General features: G+C 71.4%; 14 protein-coding genes. 7 read left to right on the top strand and 7 right to left on the bottom strand.

From position 1 onward, the window contains the following. The first annotated feature begins 196 nt into the window (after positions 1 to 196). Complete coding sequence (locus ACWGJM_RS46770; RefSeq protein WP_453417891.1) at positions 197 to 778, top strand: GNAT family N-acetyltransferase; 582 nt, start codon at positions 197 to 199, stop codon at positions 776 to 778. 95 nt (positions 779 to 873) lie between these two features. Further along, the gene (locus tag ACWGJM_RS46765; protein WP_453417890.1) at positions 874 to 2,046 is read left to right on the top strand and encodes a winged helix-turn-helix domain-containing protein; all 1,173 of its coding nucleotides are present in this window, start codon (positions 874 to 876) and stop codon (positions 2,044 to 2,046) included. A 3-nt stretch (positions 2,047 to 2,049) separates the two neighbouring features. Here the strand turns inward: ACWGJM_RS46765 and ACWGJM_RS46760 are convergent, their stop codons facing one another. The 7 genes from ACWGJM_RS46760 to mtnA all read right to left on the bottom strand — a co-directional run bounded on the left by ACWGJM_RS46760 (position 2,050) and on the right by mtnA (position 10,720). Next, positions 2,050 to 2,793, bottom strand: a complete 744-nt coding sequence (locus tag ACWGJM_RS46760; protein ID WP_453417889.1) for a response regulator — start codon at positions 2,791 to 2,793, stop codon at positions 2,050 to 2,052. A 205-nt stretch (positions 2,794 to 2,998) separates the two neighbouring features. Beyond that, on the bottom strand, positions 2,999 to 3,691 hold the full coding sequence (gene hpf / locus ACWGJM_RS46755; protein ID WP_453417888.1) for a ribosome hibernation-promoting factor, HPF/YfiA family: 693 nt from the start codon (positions 3,689 to 3,691) through the stop codon (positions 2,999 to 3,001). 313 nt (positions 3,692 to 4,004) lie between these two features. Then, on the bottom strand, positions 4,005 to 4,793 hold the full coding sequence (locus ACWGJM_RS46750) for a ComF family protein (protein WP_453417887.1): 789 nt from the start codon (positions 4,791 to 4,793) through the stop codon (positions 4,005 to 4,007). A gap of 81 nt (positions 4,794 to 4,874) precedes the next feature. Next, positions 4,875 to 6,710 carry an LpqB family beta-propeller domain-containing protein gene (locus tag ACWGJM_RS46745; RefSeq protein WP_453417886.1) on the bottom strand — a complete coding sequence of 612 codons (1,836 nt, stop codon included), beginning with the start codon at positions 6,708 to 6,710 and terminating at the stop codon, positions 4,875 to 4,877. After that, the gene (mtrB, locus tag ACWGJM_RS46740; protein WP_453417885.1) at positions 6,700 to 8,781 is read right to left on the bottom strand and encodes an MtrAB system histidine kinase MtrB; all 2,082 of its coding nucleotides are present in this window, start codon (positions 8,779 to 8,781) and stop codon (positions 6,700 to 6,702) included. Before mtrB ends, ACWGJM_RS46745 begins: the two co-directional genes overlap by 11 nt. Before the next feature lies 1 nt (position 8,782). Further along, a complete protein-coding gene (gene mtrA, locus ACWGJM_RS46735) occupies positions 8,783 to 9,472 on the bottom strand; it encodes a two-component system response regulator MtrA (protein ID WP_187284748.1) in 690 nt (229 codons plus the stop codon). Between the two features lie 126 nt (positions 9,473 to 9,598). Beyond that, the gene (gene mtnA, locus ACWGJM_RS46730; protein WP_453417884.1) at positions 9,599 to 10,720 is read right to left on the bottom strand and encodes an S-methyl-5-thioribose-1-phosphate isomerase; all 1,122 of its coding nucleotides are present in this window, start codon (positions 10,718 to 10,720) and stop codon (positions 9,599 to 9,601) included. 140 nt (positions 10,721 to 10,860) lie between these two features. On the opposite strand from mtnA, the gene ACWGJM_RS46725 reads away from it, so the two are divergent. From ACWGJM_RS46725 to ACWGJM_RS46705, 5 genes are read left to right on the top strand one after another with little or no spacing between them, the layout of a single operon-like run. Next, the gene (locus tag ACWGJM_RS46725) at positions 10,861 to 12,207 is read left to right on the top strand and encodes a hypothetical protein (protein ID WP_453417883.1); all 1,347 of its coding nucleotides are present in this window, start codon (positions 10,861 to 10,863) and stop codon (positions 12,205 to 12,207) included. Between the two features lie 4 nt (positions 12,208 to 12,211). Then, positions 12,212 to 12,919 carry a DUF4129 domain-containing protein gene (locus ACWGJM_RS46720; protein ID WP_453417882.1) on the top strand — a complete coding sequence of 236 codons (708 nt, stop codon included), beginning with the start codon at positions 12,212 to 12,214 and terminating at the stop codon, positions 12,917 to 12,919. After that, positions 12,916 to 14,112 carry a DUF4350 domain-containing protein gene (locus ACWGJM_RS46715; protein ID WP_453417881.1) on the top strand — a complete coding sequence of 399 codons (1,197 nt, stop codon included), beginning with the start codon at positions 12,916 to 12,918 and terminating at the stop codon, positions 14,110 to 14,112. The genes ACWGJM_RS46720 and ACWGJM_RS46715 overlap by 4 nt, the downstream gene beginning before the upstream one ends. Then, positions 14,112 to 15,101: an AAA family ATPase gene (locus tag ACWGJM_RS46710; RefSeq protein ID WP_453417898.1), complete on the top strand. Its 990-nt coding sequence runs from the start codon at positions 14,112 to 14,114 to the stop codon at positions 15,099 to 15,101. The genes ACWGJM_RS46715 and ACWGJM_RS46710 overlap by 1 nt, the downstream gene beginning before the upstream one ends. Beyond that, positions 15,101 to 16,411, top strand: coding sequence for a DUF58 domain-containing protein (locus ACWGJM_RS46705; RefSeq protein ID WP_453417880.1), 1,311 nt, complete (start codon positions 15,101 to 15,103; stop codon positions 16,409 to 16,411). Before ACWGJM_RS46710 ends, ACWGJM_RS46705 begins: the two co-directional genes overlap by 1 nt. The last annotated feature ends 124 nt before the right edge of the window (positions 16,412 to 16,535 follow it).

Raw genomic sequence — 16,535 nt, 5'->3', positions numbered from 1 at the left:
GAGCAACGGCCATCGTATGCGAGGACCCGGCCACGCCGGGAGGCCTGGCGCCGCGAGGGCTGTTCCAATAGGGGACAACGGCCGGGTCACGCGGATAGTGCCGCATCGCCGCACGGAATCGTGCGAAATGTGATCACGCGCTCACGCAGGGCATAAACGATGGCGTCCCCACCCGCCGCCCGAGCACAATCGCCCGATGGAACCCGTGACGCTCACCACCGATCGTCTGCTGCTGCGCACCGTGGGCCCGAAGGACACCGACGCGGTGTACGCCGCCGCCCAGGATCCCGACACACAGCGCTGGATCTCCCAGTTCCCCTCGCCCTATCTGCGCGAGCACGCGGAGAGTTTCACCGGGCAGACGGCACCGGACGGCTGGGCGCACGACTCGATGTACACGTTCGGCCTCTTCCTGCCCGAGGGGCAGCTGGCCGGCATGCTCGGCATCACGATGCGCGCCCTGGGTGTCGGGGAGATCGGTTTCTGGGCCACCAAGGAGCACCGCGGACACGGTTACATCACCGAGGCCGCGCTCGCCGCCGCCCGCTGGGCCTTCACCGCTCTGGCCGTCGACCGGCTGGAATGGCGTGCGGAAGTCGGCAACAGACCCTCCCGCGCGGTGGCCGAACGGGTCGGCTTCACCGTCGAGGGCACCTTGCGCTCCGCGGTCAACAACAAGGGGGTGCGCCGGGACTGCTGGGTGGGCTCCCTGCTCCCGTCGGACCTCGGCCTGCCGTCCACGGCGCCTTATCTGCCGGCACCGGGGCACCTGGGCTGACAGCCGGCACGGCCGCGGGCGCTCGTGCCGCTCGGACGGCACCGAATTCCCAGCTCACCCCACACTGTCAGTGCCACCCTCTATCGTCCGGACCCATGACGACCCCGCGTCCCGCCACCGACCTCTCCGCAGACGACGCCCGCCGCATCGCCCTCCGCGCACAGGGCTTCCTCGGCACCCCCGACCGCCGAGCAGGGGTCCGCGGCGTCCTCCGCCACCTCGGCGCGGTCCAGCTGGACACCATCTCGGTCCTCGCCCGCTCCCACGAACTCGTCCCGTACGCCCGGCTGGGCGCCGTCGGCCGCAAGACCGTCGAAAGCGCCTACTGGAAAGACACGCACGCCTTTGAGTACTGGTCCCACGCCGCCTGCATCCTCCCGGTCGAGGAGTGGCCCCACTTCGCCTTCCGCCGCCGCGCGTACCGCAACCGCCCGCACTGGGGGCACGAGCTGCCCGACGGCGCCTACGACCAGGTCATCAAGCAGCTCCGCGCCGAGGGCCCCCTCACGGCCACCGAGCTGGGCGGCGCGAAACGGACCAGCGAGTGGTGGGACTGGTCCGGTTCGAAGGTCGCCGTGGAGCGCGCGCTGATGTACGGCGAGGTGGTCTGTGTGGAGCGCCGCGGCTGGAAGCGCGTGTACGACCTCGCCGAGCGCGCCGTCCCCGGCGCGCTGCTGCACGACGAGCTGGACGACACCGAGTGCCTGCGCCGCCTGGTCCGCCTGGCCGGCCAGTCCCTCGGCGTGGGCACGCGCGCGGACATCGCCGACTACCACCGTCTCAAGGGCGAGCAGGTCGATGCGGTGATAGCGGACTCGGGCCTGGTCCCCGTCACGGTCGAGGGCTGGGGCAAGCCGGCCTGGGCCGACCCGGCGGCCCTTCAGACGCCTCCGCGCGGCCGGCACCGCACCACGCTGCTGTCCCCGTTCGACTCCCTGATCTGGGAGCGGGCCCGCACGGAGCGGATCTTCGGCTTCACCCACCGTCTGGAGGCCTACGTTCCCAAGCCGAAGCGGGTGTACGGCTACTTCGCCATGCCGGTCCTGGCCGGCGGCCACCTCGTCGGGCGTGTCGATCCGGCTCGCGAGGGCCGCAGCCTGGTGGCCAAGCAGGTCACTCTGGACGGTGCCAAGGCCGTCCCGGCCGTGGCTCAGGCCCTGGTCGAGGCCGCGAGCTGGGTGGACTGCACGGACGTCCGGGTGGAACGTGTGGACGCCCCCGAGCTCCGCGCGTCCCTCACCGCGGAACTCGCCCGCCTCCTCGCCTGAGCCTCACCCGATCTCGAGGATCTTCTCCCGCATCGCATAGACCACCGCCTCCATCCTGGAGTGCAGCTGAAGCTTCTCCAGGATGTTGCGAACATGATTCTTCACGGTGTTCTCGGAGATGAACAACTCCTTGGCGATATCGCGGTTGTTCATCCCGGTGGCGACCAGCTTGAGCACCTCGAGCTCCCGGTCGGTGAGCCGCGGCGCCGGCACCAGCCGGCGTTCGTCGGTGCGCTGGATCATCGACTTGAACTCGGTCAGGAGTTTCGACGCCATGGAGGGGCTGATCTGCGACTGCCCGTCGGCCACCGCGCGAATGGCGGTGGCCACCTCGTCCGTGGAAATCTCCTTGAGCAGATAACCGGTCGCGCCCGCCTTGATGGCCTCGTAGAGATCGGCCTCTTCGTCGCTGATCGTCAGCATGATGATCTTCGCGCTGGGTGCCACCTCCTTGATGGAGGTGCATGCCTCGATCCCGCCGCGCTTGGGCATCCGTACGTCCATCAGGACGATGTCGGGCAGCAGGTCGGCGGCCTTGTCGACGGCCTCGGCGCCGTCCCCCGCCTCCCCGACGACCTGGATGTCCTCCTCGGCGGCGAGCACGATCTCCAGGCCACGGCGGAACAGGGCGTGGTCGTCCACGACCAGGACTCTGATCGGCTCCTTGCGTGGAGTGCCCGCGTCCGGGCCCATGCCGACGGCGTCGTCGGCATCTCCCTCCTGCATCGGTCCGAAGCTGTCCGCCATCGTTCCTCCCCCTGAGGCTGTGGCCTGTGGTCCTGTGCCATCGCCAACCCAAGGCAGCGGCCCACCGGTTGGGCCGGTGCGGCCATGATTTCATGCCCGGACGACACTGCGGTGACAGAGCGGGGCGCGAACTGGTCGCACACCGGTGCCCCTGGGGGCGCACACGCGCTCCAGGGGCACCCACTCAGCCATCAGCCGGATGAATTCAGCCGCCCAGCGTGCCGCCTGCCGCGGGGGACTGCGTCTGGGCGACCATCGGGTCCGTGCTGAGGTGAATCACGCCGTAGTCGTAAGCGTGCCGCCGGTAGACGACGGCCGGTTCCTTCGTCTCGGAGTCGACGAAGAGATAGAAGTCGTGCCCCACCAGCTCCATCTCGTAGAGAGCCTGGTCGAGGGTCATCGGGGAGGCGACGTGGGTCTTCTCGCGGACGATGAGGGGGCCTTCACCCTGCACTTCCAGCGAGCCGATCCTCTTCGTCGGCACTTCCCCCTTCTCTTCCTCATGAACGGGGAGGCCGTTCCCGTTGAGCGTCGCCGCGCCCGGGACGTGGTCGGGAACCTCGGCCGCCGAGATCCGGCGCGCGCCGCGGCGCGAGAACCGCTTGTCGTGCTGCTTGCGCAGCCGGGCCTCCAGCTTCTCCGCCGCCAGGTCGAGTGCCGCGTACGGATCGTTGGCCGCTGCCTCCGCCCGGATCACCGGACCGCGGGAGCGGAGGGTGATCTCCACTCGGTCGCAGCGGTCGGCCTGTCGCGGGTTGGGCTCCTTGGACACCTCGACATCGAGGCTGATCACCTTGGCATCGAGCTTCTGGATCTTGTCCAGCTTCAGCTTCTCGGCCACGTGCTTGCGGAACCGCTCGGGCACCTCGGTCTTGCGGCCCTTGACGACGATGTCCACGCAGAACTCCGTTCCCGGATCGCTCCGCATCACTGGCGGAGCATCTCCCTTTTGCACCCGGCTCCGGTGAGCCCCGGAGCCTCGGACTCGGTGACGTCCACCTCCTCCCCCGCGGGCAAGATCTCCACCCCGGCCGGTGCGGGTGATTGCAGGAAACCCGCAGCACGGCATTCGAATACGAGGGGTATGGCCTGCGCCTTTCCCTCACAACCGAACATATCTCGCCCGGACGGATGTCGTCACCCTCTACTGCGGCGTACCTCCGTTCCGGTGAATTGGCCTTCTCGCTACCTGCAACGACGCCAGTTCGAAGTCAGTTCCGGTTCCTTTCGAAGGAATCCGGCGGTGCCGCGATCACGGCCGCGCGGATCACCGTTCCTCCCGTTGATCCAGCCATCCGTTCCCCCATCTCTTCCCGAGTTGCGTGCACGTACACGGCCGTTCTCCGGCCGTCGCGGACGAGGGCTTCGTGTACGGCACGCGTCGCCTCCGTAAGGGTGGCGCCCGTCGTGATCAGGTCGTCGACGAGCACGAGACGGCCCCCGCCGAGCAGCTGGGCACCGCTCGCCGTCACCTCCAGGGCGCCCGCCAGATTGTCCAGCCGCCGACGCCAGTCGAGCCCCGACTGGTCGGCCACCGCACGCCGCTGCCGCAGTACCGCCACCACTCGGGCCGGCGTTCCGCCGCGCCGCAACTCACCGGCCGCCGCCAACGCGATCCGCCGCACCGGGTCGTGCCCGCGCGCCCGCACGGCCCACCGCGCGGAGGGCACCGGCATGAGCAGCACGGGCCCACCGGCCCGCCCGGCGGCCGGCAGCCCCGCCCGCACCGCACCCGCCAGTGCCGCCCCGAGAGCACCGGTGAGGGTCAGCGCGCCCCGCTCCTTGTGGGCGAGGAGAACCGCCCGCACCTCGTCTCCGTACGGAGCCGCCGCGCGGACCTCCGGCAGTCCGGGCGGCTCCGGCACCGGTCGCACCCGGCGCGGTACGGCCCCGCTCAGGGCGGCACGGCACTCCTGGCAGAGCACCGTGCGAGGCCTTCCGCAGCCTCCGCACTCAGCCGGCAGCACCAGGTCGATGAGGTCCTGCCACCACCCCCGCATGGCCTCCACTGTGCCAATGCCCGACCGACTCGGCCACCCCTGTGGAAAACTCCCTGTGGACAACCCGCCCCCCGGGTGGCGTCACCCGGGATAGACCGGCGCGAAGCCTTCCTTGACCACCTTCTGCCACTGGGCCCCGGACGGCAGCCGTACGATCCCGTCCTCCGAGTACGCCACCAGCGGCAGCCGGTCGTCCTCGGACGCCGTGATCGTCTTCACGCCCGAGAGCGCAGCGGGCGCCGGGCCCTTCGGTGTGGAACCGTCGACCTGGACGTACCGCAGCTGTAGCAGTCCCCCGTGCTCCTGTCCGGCCACCACGAGCCGGCTGTCGCCCGCCCACGACATGGCGGTGATCTCCTCCAGCTCCGGCGTCACCGAGCGCAGTTCCGTGACCGACACCGGGCGCCCCGTGGACCTGTCGTCCCGCTCGACACGGCCGACGAGCAAGGACTGCTTGCCGTCCTTCTCCACCACGAGCGCTATCCGCACCCCGTCGGCCGCCACCCGCACGTCCCTGATGCGTCCGGGCAGCTCGGGGGTCTGCACGGTGACCGGCTCCCCCCTGCCCTGCTCCAGCAGGAGCAGCCGGGCAGCGTGGGGGTTGCGGTCGGCCACCCACAGGTCGCCCCGGGCGTCCCAGCTGGGCGTGGTGAGCCGCTCGTCCTTGGTCGCGCCCTGGCTGGTGACCACAGCGTCGCCGAGCGAGCTTTCCGAGGTCAGCGACGTGACGTACAGCGAGCGGCCGTCGATGTCGACCGCGGCCGCGGTGCGCTCGTCACGCGAGACGGCCACCGAGCGCAGCTCCTTGCCGCTCTCGTCCAGCGCGCCCGGCACCGGCACTGCGCTGGTCCCCGGGCTGCCGCCGACCATCCGTACCAGCCGGTGCTTGCCGTCGAGGAAGTACAGGTACTCGGGAGTCTTCGCCGCGGCGTCCCAGGCGGTCCTCTCGGCCCGGTTCTCGTTGAGGTCGCACAGCCTCCTGCCCCCGGTGCCCCGCAGGTCCACGGCGTCCACCGTGGGCGTCTGGGCCCGCAGAGTGAACAGCAACTGGGTGGCCATCTCGTTGCACTGAGCCACGCCCACCCCGGAGGCCTTGTCGTTCAGCGGCACCGTCAGCACGTTCTGGTCGTCGGGCGTCAGCGAGGTGGTGCCCTTCCGGAGCGCCGCACCCGTGGGGAAGCTGGATCTGACCACGGGTGACAGCCAGCTCGTGGGCCCGCTGATCAGGGACCGCACCACCTGGGTCATCGGGTCCACGCCCTCGCGCACGAACACCGGGTCGGCGACGGCCACCGACTGCCCGCTCGTCCCGACCCAGGTGTTCGACGCGAAGTAGTACTTGTCGACGGACTTGTAGTTGCGCTGGAAGTCGGACTTGCCCATGACGACGCCGGGCGGCAGCGCGCTGATACGCCACTGCTTGGTCTTCGCGTCCCTCGTCAGACGCAGCTTCTTGCTGTACGGCCCGCCGGCCGGCGCGTACGCCTGCTCGGCGTCCACCGTCGCCACCCTGTCCCCGGCCAGCGTGTAGGAGACGTTGCCGGCGTCCTCACGGCCGCCCGGCTGCGGGTCGGGCGCGATGCTGGGCCCGTCCGCGAGCACTGTGGTCGACCGCTCGGGCAGCCACTTCCTCGCGGCGTCGCCGGTCAGATACTTGCGCGCCGTGTCATAGTGCGGATCGTCGCTGGTCAGCGCCTCCAGGAAGCCCTGCACGATCTCCCCGGGCTGGGCGTCCTCGGCCGGCGGCATCGCGAAGACCCGCACCTGGGTGTCCTGCCGGGGCGTGGACTCGACATCGCGCAGGTCCCCGCTGTCGGGCATCGAGGCGCACCCCGCCAGCAGTACGACGCCGCAGACGGCGTACACCACCGCGCGCACCGGCCGCCGACGCACGCCCCCCTCGTGGTCAGCGCCCACGAAATGCCTCCCCTGGCTCGTTCAAGTCCTCGACGGTGTCCGCGCGGCCCTCGGTCTCCTCGCGCGCCGCGCCCGAGGCGGGCGCGGCGTCCTGCCCCCGCACGGCACCGTTGGGCCTGGGCACCACGCGCGCGCCGTTGCCGGGCAGCGCGGTCGGGTCGGCGGCGGGGCTGACGGTGGCCAGGCGGGGCACGATCGGATCGCGCGGCGGCAGCGGCGGCACCTGGCCACCCGTCGGTTGCACCGGGACCGTGGCCCGCTTGCCGTCGCCCCCGTCGGGCAGACCTGCGTCGTCGAGCCCCCGGTTGCGCCGCGAGTCCTTGGGCTCCAGGGGTATCGGCGAGCCCCGCAGCGGCTCGTCCGCGGTCCGCGGCAGCGTCAGCCGGAACTGCGAACCACCACCCGGCTCGCCCCAGGCCTGAAGCCAGCCGCCGTGCAGCCGGGCGTCCTCCAGGGCGATCGACAGCCCCAGACCCGTACCACCGGTGGTACGCGCCCGTGCCGGGTCCGCACGCCAGAAGCGGCTGAAGACCCGGGTCGCCTCGCCGGGCTTGAGCCCGACGCCGTAGTCGCGCACCGCGACCGCGACCGCGCCGCCCGCCGCGGCCAGCTTGACGACGACGTCCTTGCCCTCGCCGTGCTCCACGGCGTTGACCACGAGGTTGCGCAGCACCCGCTCCACGCGCCGGGCGTCCGCCTCGGCCACGACGGGCTGCTGGTCGCCGAGGACGCGTATGTGCGTGCCCTTGCGCTCCGCAAGCGGCTCGGCGCCGCTGACCACCCGCCGTACGACCTCCCTGAGGTCTATCGGCTCGGCCTCCAGCGCCGCCGCGCCCGCGTCGAAGCGACTGATCTCCAGCAGGTCCGCGAGCAGCGACTCGAACCGGTCCAGCTGGTCGGCGAGCAACTCCGCCGACCGCGCGGTCACCGGGTCGAAGTCCTCACGGGCCTCATGGATGACGTCGGCCGCCATGCGCACGGTCGTCAGCGGGGTCCGCAGCTCGTGCGACACGTCCGACACGAACCGCCGCTGCATCCGCGACAGGTCCTCCAGTTGCTGGATCTTCAGCTGGAGGTTCTGCGCCATCTTGTTGAAGGCCTCGCCGAGCCGCGCGATGTCGTCCTCGCCGGTGACCTTCATCCGTTCCTGCAACTTCCCCGCGGACAGCCGCTCGGCGATCCCGGCCGCCATCCGCACCGGCGTGACCACCTGCCGCACCACCAGCCACGCGATGGCCCCGAGGAGTACGACCACGAACAGCCCGGCGGTCGCCAGCGTGCCCTTGACCAGGCTCAGCGACTTCTCCTCCTGCGTGAGCGGGAAGAGGTAGTACAGCTGGTACGGGTCTCCGTTGGGGTCGTTGACCTGCTTGCCGATGACCAGCGCCGGCTGGGACTCCTGGCCGTTGCTGTAGACGATGCGGGTGTAGCTCTGGGCCGCCGTCGTGTTCTCGTCGACCCGCGCGCGCAGATCGTCCGGCACGCTGTTCGTGGTGTCCACGTACCGAGGGCCGCGCGGGCTGCGCCCGCCTCCGCTCTCATCTCCGGCCGGCAGCGTCACCACCTCGAACGCGCCCTGCCCGCCGCTGGAGAGCGACTCGACGAGGTCGCTCATCCACTGGATGACGTTCTGGGACTGCCGTCCGTCCGCGGTCGAGGTCTCGTCGGCGGTGGCGGTGTCCCCCGCCGCCTCGTCGGCCTTCTGCTTGGCCACCGCGAACCCGCCGGTGGCCTGGCTCTGCGACGCCCTCACCTTGGCGTCCAGCAGACCGTTGCGCACCTGGCCGATGACGACGAAGCCCAGCAGCAGCACCACACCCAGCGACATCAGCAGGGTCGTGGCGACGACCTTGAGCTGGATGTTGCGGCGCCACAGCCGCATCACCGGCAGCAGCGGCCGGCGCACCCAGCGCATGATCAGCCGAAGGACCGGGCTGCCCTGGAACCCGCCCTGGAGGAGCCCGCCCTCGAAGAGACGTCCCCAGCGCGAACCCGCCGCCTTGCGGCCGACAGGCCGCCCCGGCCGGTCCCCGGACCGGCCGGGAGCCGAAGCGGCACTGTCACCTGACATGTCAGCTCGGTCCCGCCTTGTAACCCACACCGCGGACGGTCACCACGATCTCCGGCCGCTCCGGGTCCTTCTCGACCTTGGAGCGCAGCCGCTGCACATGCACGTTGACCAGCCGCGTGTCCGCCGCGTGCCGGTAACCCCACACCTGCTCCAGCAGCACCTCGCGCGTGAACACCTGCCACGGCTTGCGCGCGAGCGCGACCAGCAGGTCGAACTCCAGCGGCGTCAGCGCGATCGACTGCCCGTCCCGCTTCACCGAGTGACCGGCCACATCGATGACCAGGTCACCGATGGCCAGCTGCTCCGGCGCGGGCTCCTCCGACCTCCGCAGCCGCGCCCGGATCCGGGCCACCAGCTCCTTCGGCTTGAAGGGCTTCACGATGTAGTCATCGGCGCCCGACTCCAGGCCCACCACGACATCGACGGTGTCGCTCTTGGCCGTGAGCATCACGATCGGCACCCCGGACTCCGCCCTGATCAGGCGGCACACCTCGATACCGTCCCGCCCGGGCAGCATCAGATCGAGCAGCACAAGATCGGGCTTGGACTCACGGAATGCTGCCAGCGCCTTGTCGCCGTCGGCTACGAAAGACGGTTCAAAACCTTCACCACGCAGCACAATGCCGAGCATCTCGGCCAGTGCGGTGTCGTCGTCGACGACAAGGACTCGTCCCTTCATAAACGACATCATCCCATTCTCGTAACAGTGACCGGGGCGCTGGTGAGCGACGTCACTGGCCAGTGACGATAGTCGTACGGGACCACTACTGTCTGCCCTCGTCCCAGGGGCCCGGCGAACACCCCGTCGGAGCGGGGTTCACCGGGCGGACAGCTCCGCGAGTGCCTCGGCCGTCACCGGTGAGACGGCGCCCTCCTCGGTGACGATCGCAGTGATCAGCTCGGGCGGCGTCACGTCGAACGCCGGGTTGTACGCCTGGGTCCCCAAGGGAGCCACCGGAATGCCGCCGCCCGCACCCGTCACCGGCATCTGCGGTGCCACGACGTCGGTCACCTCGAAGCCGGGGCGCTGCTCGACCTCGATGGACGCACCGTCCGGTGTCTCCGGATCGATCGTCGTCACCGGCGCCACCACGATGAACGGCACATGGTGGTACCGCGCCAGCACCGCGAGCGGGTAGCTCCCCACCTTGTTCGCCACCGAACCGTCGGCCGCTATGCGGTCCGCCCCTATCAGCACCGCGTCCACCTCGCCGGCCGCGAACAGCGAGCCCGCCGCGTTGTCGGTCAGCAAGGTGTACGCCATACCGCTGCGGGCCGCCTCGTACGCCGTCAGCCGCGCCCCCTGCAACAGCGGACGTGTCTCGTCCACCCACAGGCGCCGCAGCCGCCCCACCCGGTGCCCGGCGAGCGCCACCGCGAACGCCGTGCCCTCCCCGCCGGACACCAGCGATCCGGTGTTGCAGTGAGTGAGTATCCGGTGCCCGCCACCGGGCAGCAGCTCGTCCAGCAGCGCCAGCCCGTGCTCGGCCATGCGGGCGCTGGCCTCGGCGTCCTCCCGGTGCAGCGCCCGCGCCGCGGCCAGCGCCGCCGCGGCCGCCTGCTTGGCGTCCCCGCCCTTGGTGAGCGCGGCGCGGTACGCGGACCGCGCCCTGCGCACGCCGACGGACAGGTTCACCGCGGTCGGCCGGGCACCCTCGAGCGCCCCGGCGGCCTCGTCCACGTCGAAGCCCCGCGCGGCGGCGAGCGCGACACCGTACGCCCCTGCGATACCCAGCAGCGGCGCGCCGCGCACGGCGAGCGAACGGATCGCCTCGACCAGCGCCGACGCGTCCGTGCACACCAACTCGACCTCCTCGGTCGGCAGCCTCGTCTGGTCGAGAAGGACCAGTACGGGGCCTTCGGGTGGCTCCTCCCATCGGATCGCCGATTTGTCGGTCGCCCGGTTGTCCCCTCGGGGTTGCGCGTACTGATCAGCCATGCGGTCAGTCTGCCCCGTATCCGGCGGACAATTGAAGGTGTGCAGCCCATACCGCGGCCGGTCCGCCGAGGACCGCCCCATGGCACGATGGCTGCCAACCTGCCGCCGCGACCGCGGACGGGCACCGTGAAGGAGCTTCGATGAAAGACACTCCGGGCTGGGCCTCGCCCGGATCCGCCCCGTCCGACGGGCAGGAACCCGGCGCGTCCCAACCTGCCGAGCCCGCCGACCGGCCGGGCCCCGCACAGCCCGCCGAACAACCGGGCGCGGACACGCAGGATCCCGGCTCGAAGTGGTCCAAGGAGCAGCCGCCACCCGGCCAGTGGTCCGCGCCCACAGGCGCTCCCGGCCCAGGTCAGGCAGCACCGCCGCCACCCCCCGGCCCCGGATGGGGCGGTCAGTACCCCGGCGGCGGCCCCGGCGGCTACGGAGGCCCGGGCGCCTACGGAGGCCAAGGCGGATACGGCGCCTGGGGCGGCGGCTGGGACGGCCCCCCGCCCGCGGCCAAGCCCGGCGTGATCCCGCTGCGCCCGCTCGGCGTGGGGGAGATCCTCGACGGAGCCGTCTCCACCATGCGCACCTACTGGCGCACGGTCCTGGGCATCTCGCTGACCGTCGCCGTGGTCATCGAGGTCGTCATCGTCCTCCTCCAAGGACTCGTCCTCAACGACAGCGCCAACACCGCGGCCCTCAACGACCCCAGCGCCACCCTCGGCGAAGTGACCCGGGCCATGGGCGACGTCGCGCTGAACTCCGGCGTCGTCATCCTGATCTCGCTGCTCGGCACGATCGTCGCGACCGCCCTGCTGACAGCCGTGACCAGCCGCGCCGTACTCGGCAAGTCGGTGACCACCGGTGAGGCCTGGCGCGACGCCCGGCCACAGATCCCGAAGCTGTTCGGCCTCATCTTCCTGCTGCTGCTCATCGCCTTCGGCATCGCGTTCGCAGGTGCGCTGCCCGGCATCCTCGTCGCGGTCGCCGGCGGCGGCGGGGACGGCGCCGCCGCACTCGCCGTTCTCGGCATCTTCGGGGCCGCCATCGTCGCGCTGTGGCTCATGGTCCGCTTCTCCCTCGCCTCGCCGACGCTGATGCTGGAGAAGCAGGGCATCGTGAAGTCGATGAGCCGCTCCGCGAAGCTGGTCCGCGGCGCCTGGTGGCGGGTCTTCGGCATCCAGCTGCTCGCCGCGATCATCGCGAACATCGTCGCCTCGATCATCGCCATCCCCTTCGCCGCGATCGCCGCCGCGGCCAGCGGCAACAGCGTCGCCGACTTCCTCAACGGCACCGGCGGCGACCTCGGCTGGACCTTCCTCATCATCAGCGGCATCGGCTCGGTGATCGGCTCCATGATCACGTTCCCCATCACGGCCGGCGTCACCGTGCTCCTGTACATCGACCAGCGCATCCGCCGCGAGGCCCTCGACCTCGAACTGGCCCGCGCCGCCGGCGTCCAGGGCTACGGCACCGGCACGACCCCGGGGAGCTGATGCGGTGAGCCTTACGGGGGGAATTCTCGTTTCACTGGCGCGCTCCGGCGACGAGCCGCCAGTAACCACTCCACGCGACCCCGCACGGGAAGCGGCACGTCGCGAGCTGTCCAAGCGGATGTACCACGAGAACGAGCCCAGTCTCCTCGAACGCGCCCTCAACGCCTTCTGGGACTGGGTCGACCGGGTGCTCAACGCCGCCTCCGCCGCGACACCCGGGGGAATGCTCGGCCTGATCGTCGTGGTCCTGGCCGTCGTCGCCGTCCTGGCCGCCCTGTGGTGGCGCCTGGGCACTCCGCGCCGCCAACCGGCCTCCGCCGCCGCCCTGTTCGACGACCGACCTCGCAGCGCCGCCGAGCACCGCGCGGCCGCCGAGGCACACGCCGCCCAGGGCCACTGGAACCAGGCAGTCCAGGAACGGATGCGCGCCATCGTCCGCTCCCTCGAGGAACGCGCCCTGCTCGACGTCCGTCCCGGCCGCACGGCCGACGAGGCCGCCGCCGAAGCCGGCCGCGCGCTGCCCTCGCACACGGACCGGCTGCGCGCCTCCGCCCGCGAGTTCGACGACGTCACATACGGCGGGCGCACGGCCAGCGAGCAGTCGTACCACCGCATCGCCGAACTCGACCGCGACCTGGACCGCACCAGCCCGGTCCTGGCGAGCAGCGCCCCCAGCACGGCCGACAACACCCGCCAGGGAGGCGCCGGATGACCGCCGGGGCCACCTTCCCCTCCACCTCGGCCTCGCTCACCGCACGCCAGGTGTGGACCCGCGCGCGAGGTGTGGTCATCGCCCTGGTGCTGCTCCTCGTCGGCGCTGTCGCGATCGCCGTCGTACGCTCCGACGTCAGGCACGGCGAGCTCGACCCCCGCTCGGCCGACCCCTACGGCAGCCGGGCCGTCGCCGCACTCCTCGCCGACCGGGGCGTCTCCACACGCGTGGTCACCACACTCGACGAGGCCCGCGCCTCGGCGGGCCCGCACACCACGCTCCTGGTCGCCGTCCCCGACCTGCTGACCCAACGGCAACAGACGCAACTGCGCTTCGCCACCGCCCACTCGGGTGGCCGCACCGTCCTCGTCGCCGCGGGCAGCTCGTCCGTCGAACGACTCGCCCCCGGCGTCACCGCGGACCCCGCCACCAGTTTCCACTCGACACTCGCGCCCCACTGTGACCTGCCCGCCGCCCGGCGCGCGGGCACAGCCGACACGGGCGGCATCCGCTACACCACCACCCACCTCGACGCCGACTCGTGCTACCCCAGCGAGCGCCTTGCCACCCTGGTCCGCGTCCCCGCAGCCTCTGGAGGCGGCGACACCGTCGTCCTCGGCGCCCCCGACATCCTCTACAACGACCGTCTGGGCGAGCAGGGCAACGCCTCGCTCGCCCTCCAACTCCTTGGCTCGCGCCCCCATCTGGTCTGGTACCTCCCCTCGCTCTCCGACACCTCGGCCACCGGCACGGGCGACCGCAAAGACTTCTTCGACCTGCTCCCCTCGGGCTGGCTCTGGGGCACGCTTCAGCTCTTCATCGCCGCTGCCCTCGCCGCCCTCTGGCGGGCACGCCGACTCGGCCCCCTCGTACCCGAACGACTCCCCGTCGCGATCCGCGCCTCCGAAACCGTCGAAGGCCGCGCCCGCCTCTACCGCAAGGCCAACGCCCGCGACCGCGCGGCCGCCGCCCTGCGCTCCACCACCCGTACCCGCCTCGCCCCCCTGGTCGGCGTCCCCGGCGCCCAGGACGACGCGCCCGAGGCGCTGCTGCCCGCGCTGTCCGCCCACCTCCACAGCGACGGACAGTCCCTGCACGCCCTCCTGTTCGGGCCGCCGCCCCGCGACGACGCGGCCCTCATCGCACTCTCCGACCAACTCGACGCCCTCGAAAGAGAGGTACGCCGTTCATGATGGACCCGACCACTGACAACGCCGGGTACACCGGGGGCCCTGGCGCCGCCCGGGCCTCCCTGGAGGCCCTGCGCGCCGAGATCGCCAAAGCCGTGGTCGGCCAGGACCCCGCCGTGACCGGCCTCGTCGTCGCCCTCCTCTGCCGCGGACACGTACTACTTGAAGGAGTCCCCGGAGTCGCCAAAACGTTGCTCGTCCGCGCACTCGCCTCCGCACTCGAACTGGAGACGAAGCGCGTCCAGTTCACCCCCGACCTCATGCCGAGCGACGTCACCGGCTCCCTCGTCTACGACACCCGCACCGCCGAGTTCTCCTTCCAGGCCGGCCCGGTCTTCACCAACCTGCTGCTCGCCGACGAGATCAACCGCACGCCCCCCAAGACCCAGTCCTCCCTCCTGGAAGCCATGGAGGAACGCCAGGTCACGGTCGACGGCACGCCCCGTCCGCTCCCCGATCCGTTCCTGGTCGCCGCCACCCAGAACCCGGTCGAGTACGAGGGCACATACCCCCTCCCCGAGGCCCAACTGGACCGCTTCCTCCTCAAACTGACGATCCCTCTGCCCTCACGTCAGGACGAGATCAACGTCCTCACCCGCCACGCCGAGGGCTTCAACCCACGCGACCTGCGCGCCGCCGGCGTACGCCCCGTCGCCGGCCCCGCGGACCTGGAAGCCGCACGTGCCGCCGTCGCCAAGACGGTGGTCTCCCCCGAGATCACCGGCTACGTGGTCGACATCTGCCGTGCCACTCGCGAGTCCCCCTCCCTGACCCTCGGCGTCTCGCCGCGCGGCGCGACCGCCCTCCTGGCCACCTCACGCGCGTGGGCATGGCTGACCGGCCGCGACTACGTCATTCCGGACGACGTCAAGGCCCTCGCCCTGCCGACCCTCCGGCACCGCGTCCAGCTGCGCCCGGAGGCCGAGATGGAGGGCGTCACGGCCGACTCGGTCATCAACGCGATCCTCGCCCACGTCCCGGTCCCCCGCTGATGGCCCTCACCGGGCGCGCCGCCCTCCTCGCAGCCCTCGGCTCGATTCCCATCGGCATCTGGGGTCCCGGCTGGACGGGCATTCTCGCGGTCAACGCACCGCTGGCCGTGGCCTGCGCGTGCGACTTCGCGCTGGCGGCACCCGTACGACGCCTGGTGCTGACCCGCTCCGGTGACACGTCCGTGCGCCTGGACGAGGCCGCCGAGGTCACGCTCACTGTCACCAATCCGTCCCCGCGCCCGCTCCGGGCCCGGCTGAGGGATGCTTGGCCGCCCAGCAGCTGGCAGCCCGGCACAGAGGGCGTAGCATCCCGGCACCGTCTCACGGTGCCGGCGGGCGAGCGCCGACGAGTCACGACCCGGCTGAGGCCCACCCGCCGCGGCGACCGGCTGGCCGACCGCGTGACCATCCGCTCGTACGGCCCTCTGGGCCTGTTCGCCCGCCAGGGTACGCACCGAGTTCCCTGGACGGTACGGGTTCTGCCCCCGTTCACCAGTCGCAAGCACCTCCCGTCGAAACTCGCTCGTCTGCGCGAACTCGACGGCCGCACCAGCGTGCTGACCCGCGGCGAAGGCACCGAATTCGACAGCCTCCGCGAGTACGTCCCCGGCGACGACACCCGTTCCATCGACTGGCGGGCCACCGCCCGACAGTCCGCGGTCGCGGTACGCACCTGGCGCCCGGAACGGGACCGGCACATCCTTTTGGTCCTCGACACCGGCCGTACCTCGGCGGGACGCGTCGGCGACGCACCTCGCCTGGACGCCTCCATGGACGCGGCACTGCTCCTGGCGGCGCTGGCATCCCGGGCCGGCGACCGCGTTGACCTTCTCGCATACGACCGCCGAGTCCGCGCCCTGGTGCAGGGCCGTGCGGCGGGAGACGTGTTGCCGTCCGTCGTCAACGCGATGGCAACACTCGAACCCGAACTCGTCGAAACCGACGGCCGGGGCCTCACGGCCACGGCATTGCGGACAGCCCCGCGCCGTTCTTTGATCGTCCTGCTCACCACCCTCGACGCCGCACCGGTCGAGCAGGGCCTGCTCCCGGTCCTTCCACAGCTCGCCCAGCGCCACACAGTCCTGCTGGCTTCCGTGGCCGACCCGCACATCGCGCGCATGGCGACAGCACGAGGCAGTACCGAGGCTGTGTACGAGGCGGCGGCCGCTGCGCAGGCTCAGGCTGAGCGGCATCGGACTGCCGAGCAGCTTCGCCGTCATGGTGTGACCGTTGTGGACGCGACACCGGATGAACTTGCTCCGGCGCTTGCCGATGCGTATTTGGCTCTCAAGGCGGCAGGGCGGCTCTGATCGGAGCCAGGCCCTGCCGGCCCAGGCTTGAAAAGCAGAAAACCCCCGCACCGTGAGGTGCGGGGGTTTTCTCAATATTTGTTCGGCGGTGTCCTACTCTCCCACAGGGTCCCCCCTGCAGTAC

It is taken from the genome of Streptomyces sp. NPDC054834, from assembly GCF_053611185.1.
The sequence above is the reverse complement of the archived record's forward strand: the minus strand, read 5'-3'. Positions and strand labels throughout refer to the sequence as shown.

Bases quoted from the DNA above. Each gene is read 5' to 3' on its own strand.
- mtrA (WP_187284748.1), bottom strand. From the start codon at position 9,472: ATGATGTCGTTTATGAAGGGACGAGTCCTTGTCGTCGACGACGACACC.
- ACWGJM_RS46770 (WP_453417891.1), top strand. From the start codon at position 197: ATGGAACCCGTGACGCTCACCACCGATCGTCTGCTGCTGCGCACCGTG.
- ACWGJM_RS46765 (WP_453417890.1), top strand. From the start codon at position 874: ATGACGACCCCGCGTCCCGCCACCGACCTCTCCGCAGACGACGCCCGC.
- ACWGJM_RS46750 (WP_453417887.1), bottom strand. From the start codon at position 4,793: ATGCGGGGGTGGTGGCAGGACCTCATCGACCTGGTGCTGCCGGCTGAG.
- mtrB (WP_453417885.1), bottom strand. From the start codon at position 8,781: ATGTCAGGTGACAGTGCCGCTTCGGCTCCCGGCCGGTCCGGGGACCGG.
- ACWGJM_RS46760 (WP_453417889.1), bottom strand. From the start codon at position 2,793: ATGGCGGACAGCTTCGGACCGATGCAGGAGGGAGATGCCGACGACGCC.
- ACWGJM_RS46715 (WP_453417881.1), top strand. From the start codon at position 12,916: ATGACCGCCGGGGCCACCTTCCCCTCCACCTCGGCCTCGCTCACCGCA.
- ACWGJM_RS46725 (WP_453417883.1), top strand. From the start codon at position 10,861: ATGAAAGACACTCCGGGCTGGGCCTCGCCCGGATCCGCCCCGTCCGAC.
- ACWGJM_RS46705 (WP_453417880.1), top strand. From the start codon at position 15,101: ATGGCCCTCACCGGGCGCGCCGCCCTCCTCGCAGCCCTCGGCTCGATT.
- ACWGJM_RS46710 (WP_453417898.1), top strand. From the start codon at position 14,112: ATGGACCCGACCACTGACAACGCCGGGTACACCGGGGGCCCTGGCGCC.
- mtnA (WP_453417884.1), bottom strand. From the start codon at position 10,720: ATGGCTGATCAGTACGCGCAACCCCGAGGGGACAACCGGGCGACCGAC.